The 16,868-nt window shown below is 40.8% G+C and carries 18 protein-coding genes; 14 read left to right on the top strand and 4 right to left on the bottom strand.

Going from position 1 to position 16,868, the window contains the following annotated elements; translation table 11 throughout:
* Positions 1–12: 12 nt before the first annotated feature.
* On the bottom strand, positions 13–240 hold the full coding sequence (locus QLQ22_RS16125) for a DUF3892 domain-containing protein (protein WP_223436111.1): 228 nt from the start codon (positions 238–240) through the stop codon (positions 13–15).
* Between the two features lie 121 nt (positions 241–361).
* On the opposite strand from QLQ22_RS16125, the gene QLQ22_RS16120 reads away from it, so the two are divergent.
* The 3 genes from QLQ22_RS16120 to QLQ22_RS16110 all read left to right on the top strand — a co-directional run bounded on the left by QLQ22_RS16120 (position 362) and on the right by QLQ22_RS16110 (position 2,020).
* On the top strand, positions 362–1,060 hold the full coding sequence (locus tag QLQ22_RS16120; protein WP_252207129.1) for a class I SAM-dependent methyltransferase: 699 nt from the start codon (positions 362–364) through the stop codon (positions 1,058–1,060).
* Positions 1,057–1,752, top strand: coding sequence for an AIM24 family protein (locus tag QLQ22_RS16115; protein ID WP_223436107.1), 696 nt, complete (start codon positions 1,057–1,059; stop codon positions 1,750–1,752). Before QLQ22_RS16120 ends, QLQ22_RS16115 begins: the two co-directional genes overlap by 4 nt.
* Before the next feature lie 91 nt (positions 1,753–1,843).
* Positions 1,844–2,020 (top strand): hypothetical protein, encoded by a 177-nt coding sequence (locus QLQ22_RS16110; RefSeq protein ID WP_223436106.1) that lies wholly within the window; start codon positions 1,844–1,846, stop codon positions 2,018–2,020.
* Positions 2,021–2,075: 55 nt separating this feature from the next.
* Here the strand turns inward: QLQ22_RS16110 and QLQ22_RS16105 are convergent, their stop codons facing one another.
* The 3 genes from QLQ22_RS16105 to metA form a co-directional block, all read right to left on the bottom strand.
* Complete coding sequence (locus QLQ22_RS16105; protein ID WP_223436103.1) at positions 2,076–3,089, bottom strand: metal-dependent hydrolase; 1,014 nt, start codon at positions 3,087–3,089, stop codon at positions 2,076–2,078.
* A gap of 49 nt (positions 3,090–3,138) precedes the next feature.
* The gene (locus QLQ22_RS16100) at positions 3,139–4,284 is read right to left on the bottom strand and encodes a diglucosyl diacylglycerol synthase (RefSeq protein WP_223436101.1); all 1,146 of its coding nucleotides are present in this window, start codon (positions 4,282–4,284) and stop codon (positions 3,139–3,141) included.
* 161 nt (positions 4,285–4,445) lie between these two features.
* Complete coding sequence (gene metA / locus QLQ22_RS16095; RefSeq protein ID WP_223436100.1) at positions 4,446–5,354, bottom strand: homoserine O-acetyltransferase MetA; 909 nt, start codon at positions 5,352–5,354, stop codon at positions 4,446–4,448.
* A 131-nt stretch (positions 5,355–5,485) separates the two neighbouring features.
* On the opposite strand from metA, the gene QLQ22_RS16090 reads away from it, so the two are divergent.
* From QLQ22_RS16090 to QLQ22_RS16040, 11 genes are all read left to right on the top strand, one after another.
* Complete coding sequence (locus QLQ22_RS16090) at positions 5,486–7,171, top strand: formate--tetrahydrofolate ligase (protein WP_223436098.1); 1,686 nt, start codon at positions 5,486–5,488, stop codon at positions 7,169–7,171.
* Entirely contained in the window at positions 7,171–7,671 is a 501-nt protein-coding gene (locus tag QLQ22_RS16085) for a hypothetical protein (RefSeq protein ID WP_223436096.1), read from the top strand. The genes QLQ22_RS16090 and QLQ22_RS16085 overlap by 1 nt, the downstream gene beginning before the upstream one ends.
* Complete coding sequence (locus QLQ22_RS16080; protein WP_223436094.1) at positions 7,671–8,159, top strand: glutathione peroxidase; 489 nt, start codon at positions 7,671–7,673, stop codon at positions 8,157–8,159. Before QLQ22_RS16085 ends, QLQ22_RS16080 begins: the two co-directional genes overlap by 1 nt.
* A gap of 45 nt (positions 8,160–8,204) precedes the next feature.
* Complete coding sequence (locus tag QLQ22_RS16075) at positions 8,205–9,068, top strand: amidohydrolase family protein (RefSeq protein WP_284015204.1); 864 nt, start codon at positions 8,205–8,207, stop codon at positions 9,066–9,068.
* A 62-nt stretch (positions 9,069–9,130) separates the two neighbouring features.
* Positions 9,131–9,976, top strand: a complete 846-nt coding sequence (locus QLQ22_RS16070; protein WP_223436090.1) for a DegV family protein — start codon at positions 9,131–9,133, stop codon at positions 9,974–9,976.
* A gap of 11 nt (positions 9,977–9,987) precedes the next feature.
* Positions 9,988–10,638, top strand: a complete 651-nt coding sequence (locus tag QLQ22_RS16065) for an HD domain-containing protein (RefSeq protein ID WP_223436088.1) — start codon at positions 9,988–9,990, stop codon at positions 10,636–10,638.
* 78 nt (positions 10,639–10,716) lie between these two features.
* Positions 10,717–11,838 (top strand): conserved virulence factor C family protein, encoded by a 1,122-nt coding sequence (locus tag QLQ22_RS16060; protein WP_284015203.1) that lies wholly within the window; start codon positions 10,717–10,719, stop codon positions 11,836–11,838.
* 1,065 nt (positions 11,839–12,903) lie between these two features.
* On the top strand, positions 12,904–13,623 hold the full coding sequence (locus QLQ22_RS16055; RefSeq protein WP_223436085.1) for a class I SAM-dependent methyltransferase: 720 nt from the start codon (positions 12,904–12,906) through the stop codon (positions 13,621–13,623).
* A gap of 21 nt (positions 13,624–13,644) precedes the next feature.
* The gene (map, locus tag QLQ22_RS16050; RefSeq protein WP_223436083.1) at positions 13,645–14,391 is read left to right on the top strand and encodes a type I methionyl aminopeptidase; all 747 of its coding nucleotides are present in this window, start codon (positions 13,645–13,647) and stop codon (positions 14,389–14,391) included.
* A 198-nt stretch (positions 14,392–14,589) separates the two neighbouring features.
* A complete protein-coding gene (ilvD, locus tag QLQ22_RS16045) occupies positions 14,590–16,302 on the top strand; it encodes a dihydroxy-acid dehydratase (protein WP_223436081.1) in 1,713 nt (570 codons plus the stop codon).
* A 72-nt stretch (positions 16,303–16,374) separates the two neighbouring features.
* The gene (locus tag QLQ22_RS16040) at positions 16,375–16,809 is read left to right on the top strand and encodes a BrxA/BrxB family bacilliredoxin (RefSeq protein ID WP_284015202.1); all 435 of its coding nucleotides are present in this window, start codon (positions 16,375–16,377) and stop codon (positions 16,807–16,809) included.
* Positions 16,810–16,868: the final 59 nt, after the last annotated feature.

The following is a 16,868-nucleotide window of genomic DNA, read 5'->3' as shown; positions in this document are numbered from 1 at the left end:
AATGAAGACCTCCTAAAATGGTGGTAATGAATCAAGGTTATTTGCTTTATTGTGATCCGGGTTGCTCCGAATATACATCTCTCCGTCTTTTCCTTTAAAGGTATTTACACCCGCAATCGAACCTTTGTCGATTTCCATCAGTGCTTCTTGATAGGAGAGCGTTCTTCCTGCTGATGTTTTGAATGAGACGAGATCTCCGTCTCCATTTTTCTGTGCAGCCACAAAAGATTCTTTTTCCATCTTCAGCACTCCTTTCTTTCATAGTGTTCAACTATTTATATCAATTATTCCTCAGAAAAGGATTTCCGCTGATTTTCTAGAAATAGTAGAAGATGATAAATTATGGAGCTGATTTTGAAAAATGAAGAATAAATTTAATTGGGAAAAAGAAGCTGAAAAGAAGTGGGATGAGCGTGCTGTGTTCTGGAATAAAGGAAGCAAGGAGATGTGGGACTCGGGAAGCAGAAGCTCCATTGTGCCTTTTTTCATGAAGTATATAAAACCGGAAGCAGAAGTGATTGACATTGGCTGCGGAGACGGTTATGGCTCTTTTCTATTGATGAAAGAGGGGCTGAAGGTTACAGGAGTAGATCTTTCGCCTGAAATGATTAAGCTCGCCAAGAAACATGAAGAAGAGGGAAAGCTTACATTTATTCAAGCGAATATGATGGAGCTTCCTTTTGAGGATGAAAAAGCAGATGCTCTGCTTACAATTAATTGTATAGAATGGACGGAGAATCCATTAGCAGCATTAAACGAATTAAAGCGTATCGTCAAAACCGATGGCTATTTATGCATTGCCATTTTGGGACCCACTGCCCATCCACGGACGAACAGCTTTGACAGACTTTATGGAAATCCTGTCATCTGCAACACCATGATGCCTTGGGAATTCGAAAAACTGGCCATTGAGAATGGATGGGAACTGGCGGGAAGTCAGGGAGTTTACAAACGGGGCGTAACGGAAGAAATGACCCGCGTGCTTTCACCAGAATTAAAACAGTCCCTTTCATTTTTATGGCTGTTTATGCTGCAGAAGAAAGAAGGAGAGATCGAATGAATCGATATTCTATTGAAGAGTTTGTTGAAAAGACTGAGCAGCAGGATAAAGGACAGGGCTTATTTGAACTTGAGACAGAAAGACTGCTGGAAATCAATTTAAATGGGCAGATTTGGGCGAAATCTGGAGCAATGGTTTCTTACCGGGGGCAAATTAAATATGAACGGGAAGGCATACTTGAGCATGGGATCGGCAAGATGTTCAAAAAAGCGTTTACTGGAGAAGGCACCTCTTTAATGAAGGCGACTGGAAATGGAAAGCTGTATTTAGCGGATCAAGGGAAAAAGATTTCGATTTTGAACCTTAACGGGGAAAAATTATATGTAAATGGTAATGATTTGCTTGCATTTGAACCATCTATTTCGTGGGATATTAAAATGATGAGAAAAATTGCAGGCATGCTCTCAGGCGGTTTATTTAATGTGAAGCTTGAAGGAAGAGGGCTGATAGCCATTACCTCTCATTATGAGCCATTAACCCTTATTGTGAAGCCCGGTGATCCGGTATATACGGATCCGAATGCAACTGTTGCATGGTCCGGCAATTTAACTCCAGAATTTGTAACAGATATTTCTTTGAAAACTATATTAGGCCGCGGCAGCGGAGAGTCCATTCAAATGAAATTTGAAGGAGAAGGCTTTGTAATTGTCCAGCCTTTTGAAGAGGTGTATTTCAGAGAAACGACAAGCTGACGGGAGAAATGCTTTGTTCATTCTTTTCTCCCTCTCCTTAAAAATCATAGAAGCTATGGTATAATAGGGATAAGATGAAAGGAAGTGCTGAATGAAGAGCAATGCCAGCAAGTTTCAAAATGGTGAATCTGTCCAAATTGTGAAAACAGGGGAAAGCGTCACTGTCATGCAATCAAAATATATAAAAAATATGAACCGCTACTCTTATATTCTGAAGGAATATCCATCAACCTTTTATTTTGAAGAAGAATTAAACAAAGAACAATAAACAAAGGATGACTATTAACGCACTTAGCGTTCATAAGGTCATCCTTTGTTTTTTTTTAAGCTTCTAATTGATTTTTCCCGGAATTCTCGTGTGAAATCAGCTTGCTTTTGAATTTATCTGCCTGGTGAAACCATCCTGTACAAGAGGAGAGGATCATTCCGTCTTTAGTCATTTGACAGACGGCCATATAAGGATAATGGTTTTTCGTGCGAAATCTCAAATCGAAAAATCGGATTTCATAGCCAGAAGGGATTGGGAGTACAACAGTTTGAACGTGCTTTGAATTATTTAAAAAGTGGCATACATTCTGATCCTTTTTTGCATTAGCTATGATGGAAGACTCTGGATCTGACTTTTCGAAAGTATGAATCAATTTAAGATCTTTCGACCGCAGTTCGAAAGATCTTAAACAGGAGTCTGTTTCAGAGACGATATGCCAGACAGACCAGAGAATGGTTGGAATGATGGTGATTGAGCCATTTCCGCCTAATTTCTTCTTCACAATGGTCATTGCTCTTCTGGAACTGAAAAATCGTTCTAAAAGATAAAGCCCTATTGTTGAATAGATCAACAGGAAAATGATCCCCGGAGAATCGAGCAATCCCCACAAAGCGAATCCAAGTAGGTGCAAAAATATAATAAACGGGTCAAACAGAGAAATGAAATTCAGTGAAAGCCATTTTTTCGTAAAGGGTCTGGCTGCCTGTGTGCCATATGCGTTACATATATCAAATATGACATGAAGCAGTACGGCAAGAAAGATCCACCCGGATAAATGAATCAGTTCAGGTATTGAGAGATTTGAATGAAAAAGATAGATAATAGCAGTTAACAATCCAGTCCACATAAACCATGCAGGGATAGAATGTGACAGTCCGCGGTGATGCTCTGTATACATTCCATTTCCTTTTACTATTTTGATTCCGTAATCAAAATCAGGTGCATTTGACCCAAGTACGGTACCAATTAGAACAGCTGAAGCCAGTTCAGTGCCAGCTGCAACTGCAGGGTCAATAAAAGCAAGACCGGCAAGACCAAATCCCATCGTAATATGTGTGCTCGTATCCATGTACTGACCTCCAGGATTCAATTCCCCTTCATCCTGAATCGGGCAGATTTTACTGCGCTTTTATATATTTTTTCTCTTTAAAGACAGCAGCTTCTTTCACGATATCTTCCATAATAGTAAGCGAAGAGTTTGGATGATGAAGCCGTTTAATATTCCTCTTCATTCTTCTCAGCTTTTTGTCATTTTGAAGCAGGTTGCTGACAGCCTCATATACTTCTTCTGAACGGTTTACGACAAGAGCCGCCTCGTTTTCCTGAAAGAAGAGAGCATTTTCTTTTTCCTGGCCTGGCACAGGTTTATAAAGTATAACTGGTACACCGACTGCAGCTGCTTCGCTCAGGGTGATACCGCCTGGTTTTGTCACCATGCATGAAGCGATTCGGAACAATTCATCAACACGCTCAACGTAGCCGAGGAGTTTTAAGTTTTCTTTGTTTTTTCCGGTAATGCTCTCCAGACTTTCTTTTAATGCCGTGTTGTTACCGCAGACAACAACAGTCTGCAGGTTTTGTTCTTCTAAAAATGATTCGCACAGCTCTTTAACATTTTTTAAAACTCCGTGCGCTCCCGCCATGACGAGCAGTGTTTTCTTGGATGGATCCAAGTTATATTTTTTATAAATGGCCTCTTCATTTAAATTTTCTTCAAACTGAGAGCGGATTGGAATGCCTGTTACCTTTACCGAAGCGGGATGAATTCCAAGACTCATGACTTTTTCTTTTACTCTTTTGCTTGCGACATAATATTTGTCTATGTTTTTATGAACCCATATTTTATGAAGGCAGAAATCTGTAAGAACATTAAAAGTCGGGATAATATTTCCTGTGCGCCTGCGGTATTCAGGTACGACAATGATAGGAAACGTATTAATAATGATGTCAGGCTGCTCTTTTTCAATCAGCTCGTGCAGTCTTTTGTTGCCCAGTTTAAAATAAAGAGTAAGCAGCTTCTTGTTGTAAATTTTATCTACGCCGTAGTAAAACATGCGGTAAAATTGCTTTCCAATTGTAAAGCTTTTTAAATAGAGGTACTGAGTAATCTCTGTAAATACGGGATTCGATTCCGCATATAAATCCGACACAACCACTTCCTCGATGCCCAGTTCCCTGCATTGCTTTACAAGTGTTTTTGAGACTTGAACGTGTCCATTCCCGTATTTTGCAGTTAAGATAAGCACTTTTGGTTTTTTTAACAATGCATTCACCTCAAATTTAATCTGAAAAACAAAGAAACATGATTAACTATGACAAGCGTAACATATGAATATTTAAGAAATATAAAGTTTACATAAAATTTAAATTAAATTTCGCTTAATTTTAACAAAAAAATCCAATTGTTGTAAGCATATTTTCAGAATCATTCCCATTCGTAAGGGGTTTCCTGGTAAACGCAATAATTTAGCCAGTTTGCAAATAAAAGATGTGCATGGGATTTCCATTTCTGTACTGGCTTTCTCCCCGTATCATTATCCGGATAATAGTACAGCGGAATGGTGGTTTTCATGCCTTTTGAGAGATCCCGTTCATACTCCTCTTTCAGCGTAAATAAATCGTATTCTGGATGACCTGTCAGAAATACTTGTTTTGCATCCTTTGAAGAGACCAGACAAACCCCGGCTTCAGCAGATTCACTGATAATGTCCAGTGCTTCAACCGCTTCAATATCTTGTCTCTTTATATCCGTATGCCGGGAATGCGGCACATAGTATTGATCATCGAAGCCTCTGACAATTTTTACAGAAGTATTACAAATATCATGTTTGAAAACACCGAAGCATTTTTCTTTCAGACTATATTTATTTACGCCGTAATGATAGTAAAGTCCTGCTTGTGCACCCCAGCATATATGCAGAGTTGAAGTGACATTCTGGTTAGTCCATTCGAAAATTTCTTTAAGCTCTTCCCAGTATGACACCTCTTCAAATTCCAGATGCTCAATCGGTGCCCCTGTTATTATCATTCCGTCAAATTTTTTATGGCGGATTTTATTAAACGTCGTATAAAACTGCTGAAGATGCTGCTGCTTTTCTGTTTTTGAAACATGTGTTTCAGGACGCAAAAAGGTAATGTTCAGCTGCAGCGGCGAGTTTCCGAGAAGGCGCAATAATTGCACCTCTGTTTTTTGTTTTTCGGGCATAATATTTAAAATCACAATATTTAAAGGCCTGATGTCCTGCTGATAGGCTCTGGCATCATCCATAATGAAGATGTTTTCTTTTTCGAGAATTTCTTTGGCGGGAAGGTCAGCTGGAATATTAATAGGCATGAAAGAACCTCAACTTTCTTTATCATTCTGAGTTTTCTCTATTATAGAAAGTTTAGAATAATAATTCAATTTGCTTTTGTGTTACAATTGTGCGGGGAATCTATATTTATAAGCAGAAAGTAGGGCGCTGTGTGTTAAAAATTAAACATAAATCAGACATCGAAATCGCTCAGGAAGCACCAATCAAGCCGATTCAGGAGATTATTGGCGGTCTTGATATTTTAGAAGATGAAATTGAATATTACGGAAAATACAAAGCGAAAATATCTTTGGAATTTTTAAATCGTGTTAAAACGAATCCTGACGGAAAAGTGATCCTGGTGACGGCCATTACTCCCACTCCTGCAGGAGAAGGAAAATCAACTGTAACTGTCGGACTTGGCCAGGCGCTTAATCAGCTTAAGAAAAAAGCAGTAATTGCCATAAGGGAGCCTTCACTTGGACCTACAATGGGAATCAAGGGCGGAGCTGCCGGAGGAGGCTACTCGCAAGTCATACCCATGGAAGAAATCAACCTGCATTTCACAGGTGACATTCACGCAATCACAACAGCTAATAATGCATTGGCAGCATTGATTGACAATCATATACATCAAGGCAATGAATGCCAAATCGACCCGAGAAGAATTACTTGGAAAAGGGTCATGGATTTAAATGACCGGGCTCTCAGAAATATAGTAATCGGACTGGGAGGACCTGCAAACGGAACACCGCGCGAAGATCACTTTGACATCACGGTTGCATCTGAAATCATGGCCATCCTGTGTTTGGCGTCTGATCTAAAGGATTTAACAAACAGACTTTCTAAAATTGTAATTGGATTTTCCTATCAGCGGGAGCCTGTAACAGTCGGCGATTTGGGATTTGAAGGAGCTCTTACACTTTTATTAAAAGACGCCTTGAAACCGAATATTGTTCAAACACTTGAACATACACCGGCCATTATCCACGGCGGACCATTTGCTAATATCGCACACGGCTGCAATAGCCTTCTGGGAACAAAAATGGCTGCAAAGCTTGCTGACTATGTTGTTACAGAAGCAGGGTTTGGAGCGGATCTCGGCGCAGAGAAATTTCTGCATATTAAAACCCGTGCAGGAGAATTTTCACCTGCTGCGGTCGTTATTGTTGCAACTGTAAGGGCATTAAAAATGCATGGCGGCGTCCCAAAAGATCAGCTTGGCATCTCAGATAAAGATGCAATGCTTGCAGGTGCAGAGAATCTTGCGAAGCATATAGAATCGATTGAAAAATTCGGACTTCCTTATGTAGTAGCCGTTAACCGTTTTGTGACAGACACACAGGAAGAAACCGATGCTCTTATGAAGTGGTGCGAGGTTCATTCTCATCCTGCAGCTCTCACGGAGGTCTGGGAAAAAGGCGGTGCCGGAGGAATAGAGCTTGCAGAAAAAGTGCTTGAAACAATCGAGCATACAGAAAATCACTTTGATTACTTGTATGACTTGAATGACAGCATTAAGGACAAGATTGAAAAAGTTGCCAAAGCCGTTTATGGAGCTAAAGCCGTTGATTTTACTTCAAAGGCATTGAAACAAGTAAAAGATTTTGAACAGTATGGATGGTCAAATTTGCCGATTTGCATGGCGAAAACACAATACTCCCTTTCTGATCAGCCTGAGCTTCTTGGCCGTCCGAAGGATTTCACACTGACAATTCGTGAACTGAAGCCATCAATTGGCGCGGGATTCCTGGTTTGTTTAACTGGAGACATTATGACAATGCCGGGGCTGCCGAAAAAACCTGCTGCGCTTTCGATGAATGTAGACGAAAAAGGGAAGGCAAGAGGGCTGTTTTGATGTTTGATCCAACTGCTTTTGATAACTTGAAGGTTGTACTGGAAGGGGCTATTTACGACGCAGATCTTGGGGGCGTCATAACTGTAATCGGACGTAAAGATCTAGTGGATCTTGCAGCCATGTCAAGATGCTATCAAAATACGTTTCAGTTAAAAAAAGGAAACAAAACGGTTTCTGCTGAATTTCAGTTATCAATGAACCTATCTCAATTATCCGGAGAACTATTAAAAACAAATGCTGTTCCGGAGTGTGAAGTTATCTTAACCTTTCAAGCACGATCATCATCTGCTGAAACAACTGTCAAATCTATAGTTGAAGAGCTTTGGGGTGTTTATTCAATTACCCATCAGATTTCATACAAAGTTCCTTTTGAGCACTATCACCATACATTTAAAGTACATTTCAACCGGCTTATAGGAGAAGAACAGGTAGATGACTTAATCACTATGACTGATCATGCCATCGATACTCTCGAAAAAATAAAAGAAGGAGCAAAGTGATGAGTATATTTGATATAAAAATTAAAACCATTAACGGTGAAGAACAATCTATGAGTACCTATAAAGGCAAAGTTCTTGTCATTGTAAACACAGCCAGCAAATGCGGCTTCACTCCACAATATAAGGCGCTGCAGGAACTTTATGAACGTTATCAATCTGAGGGGCTTGAAATCCTGGGCTTTCCGTGCAACCAGTTTATGAGCCAGGAGCCGGGAGACGAAGAAGAAATTAAAAGCTTTTGCCAATTGAATTACGGTGTAACATTTCCAATGTTTGCAAAAGTTGATGTAAACGGCTCTGATGCACATCCGCTTTTTACACATTTAACAAAAGAAGCGCCGGGACTTTTAGGTTCAAAAGCTGTGAAGTGGAACTTTACGAAATTTCTTATAGATCGACATGGAAAAGCTGTCGAAAGGTTTTCACCAAATACGGATCCTAAGGAAATGGAAGAGAAAATTCAGCAATTGTTAAAAGAAGAAGCCTGAGCAATCGGCTTCTTTTCTTCTATCTTTGACTAAGGAGGATTTTTCATGAAAATCATTGATGCTCATATGCATATCTCAAATATTCAAAGTTTTAAACAAACGGCTGAAACATTATCATTTGTCGACTACTCGATTGGCGGCCTGCAAAAAGAATATGAAGAAGCAGGTGTTGTCGCTGCGGTAGCCATGGGAGTAACAGAAACAAAACCTGGAGGTTTTCCTGATTCCGAAGCGGAAACGCCAATGGGTATTGATCTCGATGGACCTGTTCCAAAAGAGTTTTTTTATTGTCCGGGTATAAATCCGAATAAATTGAATAATCAGAACCTGTTATTGCTTGAAAAATCGCTTCAGAATCCGCAGACTGCCGGAATCAAGATCTATTTAGGGTATTATCCTTATTACGCCTATGACAAGGTTTATGGACCTATATATGAACTTGCAAAAGCGTACAGGCTCCCAGTTGTCTTTCACACTGGTGATACATACTCAGAACGCGGCCTTTTAAAATACAGTCATCCGCTTACACTTGACGAAGTGGCAGTAGAAAACCGCGATATTCAGTTTATGATGGCGCATTTGGGAGATCCGTGGGTGCTGGACGGGGCAGAAGTTGTCAATAAAAATGACAATATGTTCGCAGATTTGTCCGGACTGATTGTCGGCACAGAAAAGGACATTTCAGATAAAAAGAAAACAAGGTTTTTTGATCATCTGATGCATGCCTTATCTTATGGTGAACACTATGAAAAGCTTATATTCGGTACGGACTGGCCATTAATGGGCGTAAAGCCGTTTATCGATTTGTATAAGGAAATAATACCTGAGGAGCATCACGAAAACTTTTTTTACAAGAATGCGCTGACATTATTTCCAAAATTAAATACTGTTCTAAAAGAGGATTCTTAATCGCGGTTGCTTAATAAAAGGATAGGGGATAGTTTGAATACTAAACAAAGGGGTAGTCATATATGAAGAGAAAAATTGCATGGGTAACTGACAGCACTGCAAGCATAGATGCGGAGCTGAAAGATCATCCAGACGTCTACTGGGTGCCGATGGTCATCTGCATAAATGATGAAGAATATCTTGACGGAGTGAATCTTCAGGCTGAAGAACTATATGTCTTATTAAAAGACTCATCTAATGCCATTACTACCTCACAGCCGCCTCCGGGTGCATTTGTGGAGCTCTATACTAAGCTTGCAGAGGATTATGATGAAATTGTTTCTATCCACCTATCCAGTTTGCTTAGCGGTACATATACTTCTGCTGTACAGGCTGCTGCTGAAGTAGACATTCCTGTAACTGTTGTCGATTCTTTGACATTATCAGAACCTTTGACAAGGCTGGTTAAGGCAGCGGTAAAAATGCATGAATCCGGGCTTGAACCGGGTGATATAGCATCAAAGCTTAAAACACTCCGTGAAAAACACCGCACATATGTCCTGATCGGCGATTTAACAAGGCTCCATAAGAGCGGCAGAATGTCAGGGACACAATATTATCTGGGAAGTCTATTAAACATACAGCCAATCATCCGCGTGGAATCAGGCAAGCTTTCTACAGCAGAAAAAGTAAGATCAGAGAAAAAAGGGTTTCAGTTTATTATCAATCTAATTAAAGAAGGAAATCAAAATCACGCCATTCATGAAATAGCCATTTTATTCAGCTCCAAACTCGACAAATCTTCTAAACTGTATGAAGTACTTCAAAAAGAATTTCCTGCCATTTATATCAAACTTGTTCCGCTCTGTACAACAATTGGAGTTCATACAGGAGATGATGTCGTAGGCGTGACATGGTTTGAAGAATAGGAAGTGTCAATGTGAAACAAATCGCAGAAAATGTAGAAAAGTTTGTTAAATCCCGTCTTGAAACAGAGGGAACGGGGCACGATTGGCTGCATATTGACAGAGTCCGCAGAACGGCTCTAAACCTTGCAAAAAAATACTCGTGTGATTTAACGATTATCGAACTATCGGCTTTATTGCATGATTTAATCGACGACAAACTGAGTGATGACATCCGGATGAAAACGGATGAGGTTGCAAATCTCTTGAGAGAAGAAGGACTCGATCCTGATTCGATTCAGGAAGTTCTGACCATTATTTCAACCATTTCCTTTAAAGGCGGAAAAGGGAGAGCGGTTTCTTCAATAGAAGCACAGATTGTCCAGGATGCAGACAGGCTGGATGCGATGGGCGCAATTGGCATAGCCAGAGTCTTCTCTTACGGAGGATCAAAAGGAAACCTTATTTATGATCCTGCCATTCCAACACGTGAGAGCATGACCTACGAAGAATACCGAACAATTAAATCAACATCGATCAATCATTTCTATGAAAAACTGCTGAAGCTCAAGGATTTAATGAATACGGAAGAAGGCAAAATGCTCGCACAGCAGCGTCACCAATTCATGGTCGGCTACTTGTCTCAATTTTTCCTTGAATGGGAAGGACCGAACAGAGGACTATAAGCCGGTTTCTCTAAATGGCACGACCGCTTTCAGCTATGTTAGAATGAGTGCAGAGATTAAACAAGGAGTGACATGGCTTTGAATATCAAATCGATTGAACCGACTCCAAGTCCAAATACGATGAAAGTTATATTAGACGAAGAGCTTCCAGGCGGAAAAAGCAATAATTATAAAAAAGAAACGGCAGAAGGGGCGCCGAAGGTTATTCAGGAAATCCTGAAAGTTGAAGGCGTAAAAGGCGTTTATCATGTGGCTGATTTCCTTGCTGTAGAACGCAATGCGAAATTTGACTGGAAGGAAATTCTTCCTAAAGTCCGTGCTGCCTTCGGAGAAAGTGTTGAAGAAGGAGCAGAAAACAAACCTCAGATCAACGAACATTTTGGAGAAGTGAATGTGCACGTTCAAATATTCAGCGGAATCCCGATGCAGGTGAAGCTTTCGGACGGGGAGACTGAAAAAAGATTTGGACTCCCGGAACGCTTCCAAAAAGCCGTCCTGCAGGCACAGCAAAATGCAGATAACGTCGTTCTGGAAAGAAAGTGGAAGGAACAAGGCGTCAGATACGGAGATTTTGATGAAATCGGCAAGGATGTTGTTGAAGAGCTTCAGGCAGCGTACAGCGATGAACGGTTAACAAAAATGACAGAAGCACTGCTGCAAAAAGATAAATCAGAACCGGTTCCTGCCCGCAAATCGTATGAAGTTACCTCGGAAATGCTTAATGAACCCGATTGGACTGTCCGTTATGCGCATCTTGAGCAGATGAACCCGAAAGAAAGTGATTTACCCGTTTTAGACAAAGCGCTGAATGACGAGAAAGCGTCCATACGCAGACTTGCTGCTGTCTATTTAGGAATGATTGAAGAACCTGCTGTTCTTCCTTATCTTTACAAAGCATTGAAAGATAAATCTGTAACGGTCCGCAGAACAGCGGGAGATTGTCTCTCAGACATTGGTGACCCAAGTGCCATGCAGGAAATGATGCTTGCCTTAAACGATAAAAATAAGCTAGTCAGATGGAGAGCGGCCATGTTTTTATATGAGGTGGGCGATGAAAGTGCTCTGAAAGCATTAAAACAAGCTGAAAATGACCCTGAGTTTGAAGTAAGCCTTCAAATCAAAATGGCAATTGAGCGAATTGAAGGCGGAGAAGAAGCAAAAGGCTCGGTCTGGAAGCAAATGACTGAAAGCAGAAAGTAATGAGTAAAGACTAAATCATCTTAATGTGATTTAGTCTTTTTGCGAGCGATAAATCAGGCCGCTGATATTTCTGGGAAGATGAATACTTGGGGTCTTTCCTGTATGAAGCACTTAAACAGCTCAAAACGAAGAATAGGGTTAGCATGTGTGTTTGTATGAAGCCTAATAAATGCTGAGTTTGAGAAATAGGGGAATCGAAGGGTCAGTATGAGTCCCCAAAGCAGCTCAAAATGAGAAAAAGGGTAATTATAGGATCTGTATGAGTGCTCATACAAGTTTAAATCGAGAAGTTGGATAATCATAGGATCTGTATGAGTACTCAAACCAGATGAAATCGAAGAGAAGGGTAATCAAAGGGTCTGTATGAGTGCTCAATTCAGTTGAAATCGAAGAGAAGGGTAATCATAGGATCTGATTGAGTACTCAAACCAGTTGAAATTGAAGAGATGAGTAATCAAAGGATCTGAATGAGTACTCGAACCAGTTGAAATTGAAGAGAAGGGTAATCAAAGGATCTGAATGAGCACTCAAACCAGTGAAATCGAAGTGATGGGTAATCAAAGGGGCTGTATGAGTGCTCAAATCTGTTGAGATCGAAGAGAAGGGTAATCATAGGGTCTATGAGTACTCAAACCAGTTGAAATCGAAGAGAAGGGTAATCAAAGGATCTGAATGAGTACTCAAACCAGTTGAGATCGAAGAGAAGGGTAATCAAAGGATCTGAATGAGTACTCAAACCAGTTGAAATTGAAGAGAAGGGTAATCAAAGGATCTGAATGAGTACTCAAACCAGTTGAAATTGAAGAGAAGGGTAATCAAAGGATCTGAATGAGTACTCAAACCAGTTGAGATCGAAGAGAAGGGTAATCATAGGATCTGTATGAGTACTCAAATCAGTTGAAATCGAGGAGTTGGATAATCAAAGGGTCTGTATGAGTGCTCAAGCCAGCTCTAATCGGGAAAAAGGGGAATCAAAGGACCTAAATAAGACCCCAAAACATGTCAAATTGATAATTAGCGTAATCAACGAACCTTTTTATTATGCAAAAAAGGATGGGTGAACGAATGACACATTCCCCAAAGGATGCATTTGATAAATTAGCCCGTATTTATGAACAGCAAGTAGAACAAGACAGTCCGTACAATACGGATTACGAACGCCCTGCGATGCTGAGCATGCTTCCAGATAAGCTGGAAGGCCTGGCTATACTCGATGCAGGCTGTTCAGCAGGCTGGTATACAAAGACGTTGCTTGAAAAAGGCGCGGCCGTAACAGCAATAGACATCAGTCCTGAAATGGTGAAGGCAGCAGCACGAAGAACGGGAGGTGCAGCCCGTATTATTTGCCATGATTTAAACCAGCCGCTTCCTTTTGAAGCTCATTCTTTTGATATGATTGTCAGTTCACTCACTCTGCATTATTGTAAAGACTGGTTTCCTATTTTTAAAGAGTTCAGCAGAGTCCTGAAACCAAAAGGGCTGCTGCTCTTTTCCACGCATCATCCATTTATGGATTTTAAACTATTTAATTGTGAAAACTACTTTGAAGAAGTGCTGCTTCATGATACTTGGAAGAAAGCGGGTACATCTTTTGAGGTCAGCTTTTACAGAAAACCGCTGGAGAAAATTGTAACCGAAACAAGCCGTTTTTTTGTCATAGATGAACTTTCTGAACCAAGAGGCACAGAAAGCTTTAAGGAAAATTACCCAGAGAACTATGAGTATATCATGACGAATCCTCATTTTCTTATCATAAAAGCAACATCAAGAAAGTTTGCAGATTAGGAACGGAAGAGGAGATAAACAATGATTATATTAAAAAGCGAAAGAGAAATTAACCAAATGCATGAGGCAGGCAAACTTCTGGCTTCATGTCATAAAGAAGTGGCTAAGTTAATTAAGCCGGGTGTCACGACACTTGAAATTGACGCTTTCGTAGATGACTATTTGAAAAAACATGGAGCAACAGCAGAGCAGAAAGGCTATAAAGGGTATGAATATGCAACTTGTGCTTCTGTGAATGATGAAATCTGTCATGGATTTCCCAGTAAAAAACCATTGAAAAACGGTGATATTGTCACAATCGATTTTGTCGTGAATTTAAATGGAGCATTGGCTGATTCTGCCTGGACACATTCTGCAGGCACTATATCAGAAGAGGCGCAAAAGTTAATGGATGTTACAAAAACAGCCATGTATAAGGGGATTGAGCAGGCTGTCATCGGCAGCCGTCTCGGTGACATCGGTCATGCGATACAGTCTTACGCAGAAGGAGAATCTTTTTCTGTCGTACGAGATTTTACAGGTCATGGCATCGGGAAAACGATGCATGAGGAGCCGACTGTGCTTCATTACGGCAAACCAGGCAAGGGGCTAAGGCTGAGAGAAGGGATGGTCATTACAATAGAGCCAATGTTAAACGCAGGCACATGGTATTCTAAAATGGATGATAACGGCTGGACGGCACGAACAGTTGATGGAAAATTGTCTGCTCAGTATGAACACACTGTTGCGATTACCAAAAACGGCCCGTTGATTTTAACAGAACAATAAGATCTTGGAAAGAAGCGTACCTCTGTTAACCATAAACAGAGGTCGCTTTTTTTTCTATCAAGGAGGATTGATTAAAGAGCAGAATGACAAATTTAGCTTTTTTAACATATTATTTTTGAAAATTATGCGAATATTGTTGAAATACTAAAGAATTCGGACTATAGTATATAACAATACAAATTTAACGGGGTGAAGAAAGTGAGCAAAAAAGATCTTAGAATCAAAAGTAAAGTAATCAGCGATGATATGAAACGAATGCCAAACCGCGCCATGCTTCGTGCGGTAGGACTTCAGGATGAGGACTTTAAAAAGCCGATGATCGGCATTGCCTCTACGTGGAGCGAAGTCACTCCTTGTAATATTCATATTGATAAGCTTGCAAAGCTGTCTAAAAAAGGCGCAAGTTCAGCTGGCGGTGCTGCACTTATTTTCGGCACCATTACGGTTTCTGACGGTATATCAATGGGAACAGAGGGCATGCGCTACTCACTTCCAAGTCGTGAAGTCATTGCAGACTCGATTGAAACAGTTGTCGGAGCTGAGAATTTAGATGCGTTTGTTGCAATCGGGGGCTGTGATAAAAACATGCCGGGCTGTATGATCGCAATTGCGCGTGCAGAAGTGCCGGCTGTTTTCGTATACGGAGGAACAATTAAACCTGGAAGATTAAACGACAAAGACATTGATATCGTTTCTGCATTTGAAGGGGTAGGAAAATTTAATAATGGTGATATTGACAGCGACGGATTGCATCAGATTGAATGCCATGCCTGTCCTGGTGCGGGTTCCTGCGGAGGAATGTATACAGCAAATACGATGGCATCAGCTATTGAAGCAATGGGAATGAGCTTGCCTGGAAGCTCATCAAATCCTGCTGAATCAGAATTTAAAGAAAATGATTGCTATGAAGCAGGCCAAGCTGTTTATCGCATGCTTGAACAAGACATTTATCCAAAAGATATTATGACCAAAAAAGCATTTGAAAATGCCATCACAGTTGTTATGGCTCTCGGAGGATCTACAAATGCCATTCTCCATCTAATGGCGATTGCCCATTCGATTGATGTAGATCTATCTCTTGAGGATTTTGAGCGCATCCAAAGAACCGTTCCTCACATCGCCGATCTAAAACCGAGCGGAAAATACGTGATGCAGGATCTGCACGAAGCGGGCGGTGTCCCTGCTGTTATGAAGCTTTTGCTTGAGCATGGCTTGATTCATGGAGATTGTTTAACGGTAACAGGAAAAACAATTGCAGAAAATCTTAGTGAGCAGGAAGGCCTGAGAGAGGGTCAAAAAGTCATTTATCCACTTGAGCAGGCATTGAGAAAGGATGGTCCGCTTGTTATTTTAAAAGGGAATTTATCTCCAAGCGGAGCAGTTGCCAAGGTTTCTGGCCTAAAAGTTACAAAGATGACAGGTCCTGCAAAAGTATTTGATACAGAAGAGGAAGCAACAGAAGCCGTTTTAACAAATGAAGTAGTTGCAGGCGACGTTCTGATTATTCGCTACGAAGGTCCAAAGGGCGGTCCTGGAATGCCTGAGATGCTGTCTCTTTCCTCTATCATTGTAGGGAAGGGTTTAGGAGAGAGTGTTGCTCTTCTGACAGATGGCCGCTTCTCTGGAGGCACTCATGGCCTTGTAGTAGGCCACATTACTCCGGAAGCTCAAGTAGGCGGACCGATCGCTCTTGTAAAGTCAGGCGACTTAATTACCGTCGATAGTGATAACCGTGAGCTTCATCTCCATGTTTCTGATGAAGAATTAGCAGAAAGAAGACTTACTTGGTCTGCTCCGCCGCTTAGAAAGCGCGGAGTGTTAGGAAAATATGCAAGAACTGTTTCATGTGCTTCGCAGGGTGCAGTTACAGATGCATTTGAAGATGTTAAGGAACCGCAGAAAACACACTGAGGCTCGTTTGTTGAATTGTCATTCCTCCTGTAGTATTCTTTTACTACATGCGAAGGTTTAGGAGGAATGACTATGTCAATGGCATATGAAGAATACATGCGTCAAATGGTGAAGCCAATGCGCGCAGAGCTTACGAACGCAGGATTTAACGAATTAACAACGGAAGAAGAAGTAAAAGAATTTATGGAACGAGCTGAAGGAACAACATTGGTTGTTGTGAATTCTGTCTGCGGATGTGCAGCAGGACTTGCAAGACCTGCTGCCACTCAGGCTGTTATGCAGGCTGAGCATGCACCAGCTAATCTTGTGACAGTTTTTGCTGGACAGGATAAAGATGCAACAGCTGTGATGAGAGAGTACTTTGAAGGCTATGAACCTTCATCTCCTTCAATGGCACTTCTTAAAGGAAAAGAAGTGGTACACTTTATTCCTCGTCACGAAATTGAAGGCAACTCAATTGAACAAATCATGGAAAATTTATTAAATGCATTTGAAGCTAATAAATAATGGAAAGGATGCCTATTAGGGCATCCTTTTTTATGAATGAAGAATGATACGGAGTGAAA

The sequence above is a fragment of the Metabacillus hrfriensis genome, from assembly GCF_030127205.1.
In the GTDB taxonomy this organism is placed as follows: domain Bacteria; phylum Bacillota; class Bacilli; order Bacillales; family Bacillaceae; genus Bacillus_P; species Bacillus_P dongyingensis.
This window is presented reverse-complemented; position numbering and strand designations above follow the sequence as displayed.

Coding starts and splice junctions, on each gene's coding strand:
- metA (WP_223436100.1), bottom strand. CDS start 5,354: ATGCCTATTAATATTCCAGCTGACCTTCCCGCCAAAGAAATTCTCGAA.
- map (WP_223436083.1), top strand. CDS start 13,645: ATGATTATATTAAAAAGCGAAAGAGAAATTAACCAAATGCATGAGGCA.
- QLQ22_RS16075 (WP_284015204.1), top strand. CDS start 8,205: ATGAAAATCATTGATGCTCATATGCATATCTCAAATATTCAAAGTTTT.
- QLQ22_RS16085 (WP_223436096.1), top strand. CDS start 7,171: ATGTTTGATCCAACTGCTTTTGATAACTTGAAGGTTGTACTGGAAGGG.
- QLQ22_RS16105 (WP_223436103.1), bottom strand. CDS start 3,089: ATGGATACGAGCACACATATTACGATGGGATTTGGTCTTGCCGGTCTT.
- QLQ22_RS16115 (WP_223436107.1), top strand. CDS start 1,057: ATGAATCGATATTCTATTGAAGAGTTTGTTGAAAAGACTGAGCAGCAG.
- QLQ22_RS16080 (WP_223436094.1), top strand. CDS start 7,671: ATGAGTATATTTGATATAAAAATTAAAACCATTAACGGTGAAGAACAA.
- QLQ22_RS16110 (WP_223436106.1), top strand. CDS start 1,844: ATGAAGAGCAATGCCAGCAAGTTTCAAAATGGTGAATCTGTCCAAATT.
- QLQ22_RS16040 (WP_284015202.1), top strand. CDS start 16,375: ATGTCAATGGCATATGAAGAATACATGCGTCAAATGGTGAAGCCAATG.
- QLQ22_RS16125 (WP_223436111.1), bottom strand. CDS start 240: ATGGAAAAAGAATCTTTTGTGGCTGCACAGAAAAATGGAGACGGAGAT.
- QLQ22_RS16070 (WP_223436090.1), top strand. CDS start 9,131: ATGAAGAGAAAAATTGCATGGGTAACTGACAGCACTGCAAGCATAGAT.
- QLQ22_RS16055 (WP_223436085.1), top strand. CDS start 12,904: ATGACACATTCCCCAAAGGATGCATTTGATAAATTAGCCCGTATTTAT.
- QLQ22_RS16120 (WP_252207129.1), top strand. CDS start 362: ATGAAGAATAAATTTAATTGGGAAAAAGAAGCTGAAAAGAAGTGGGAT.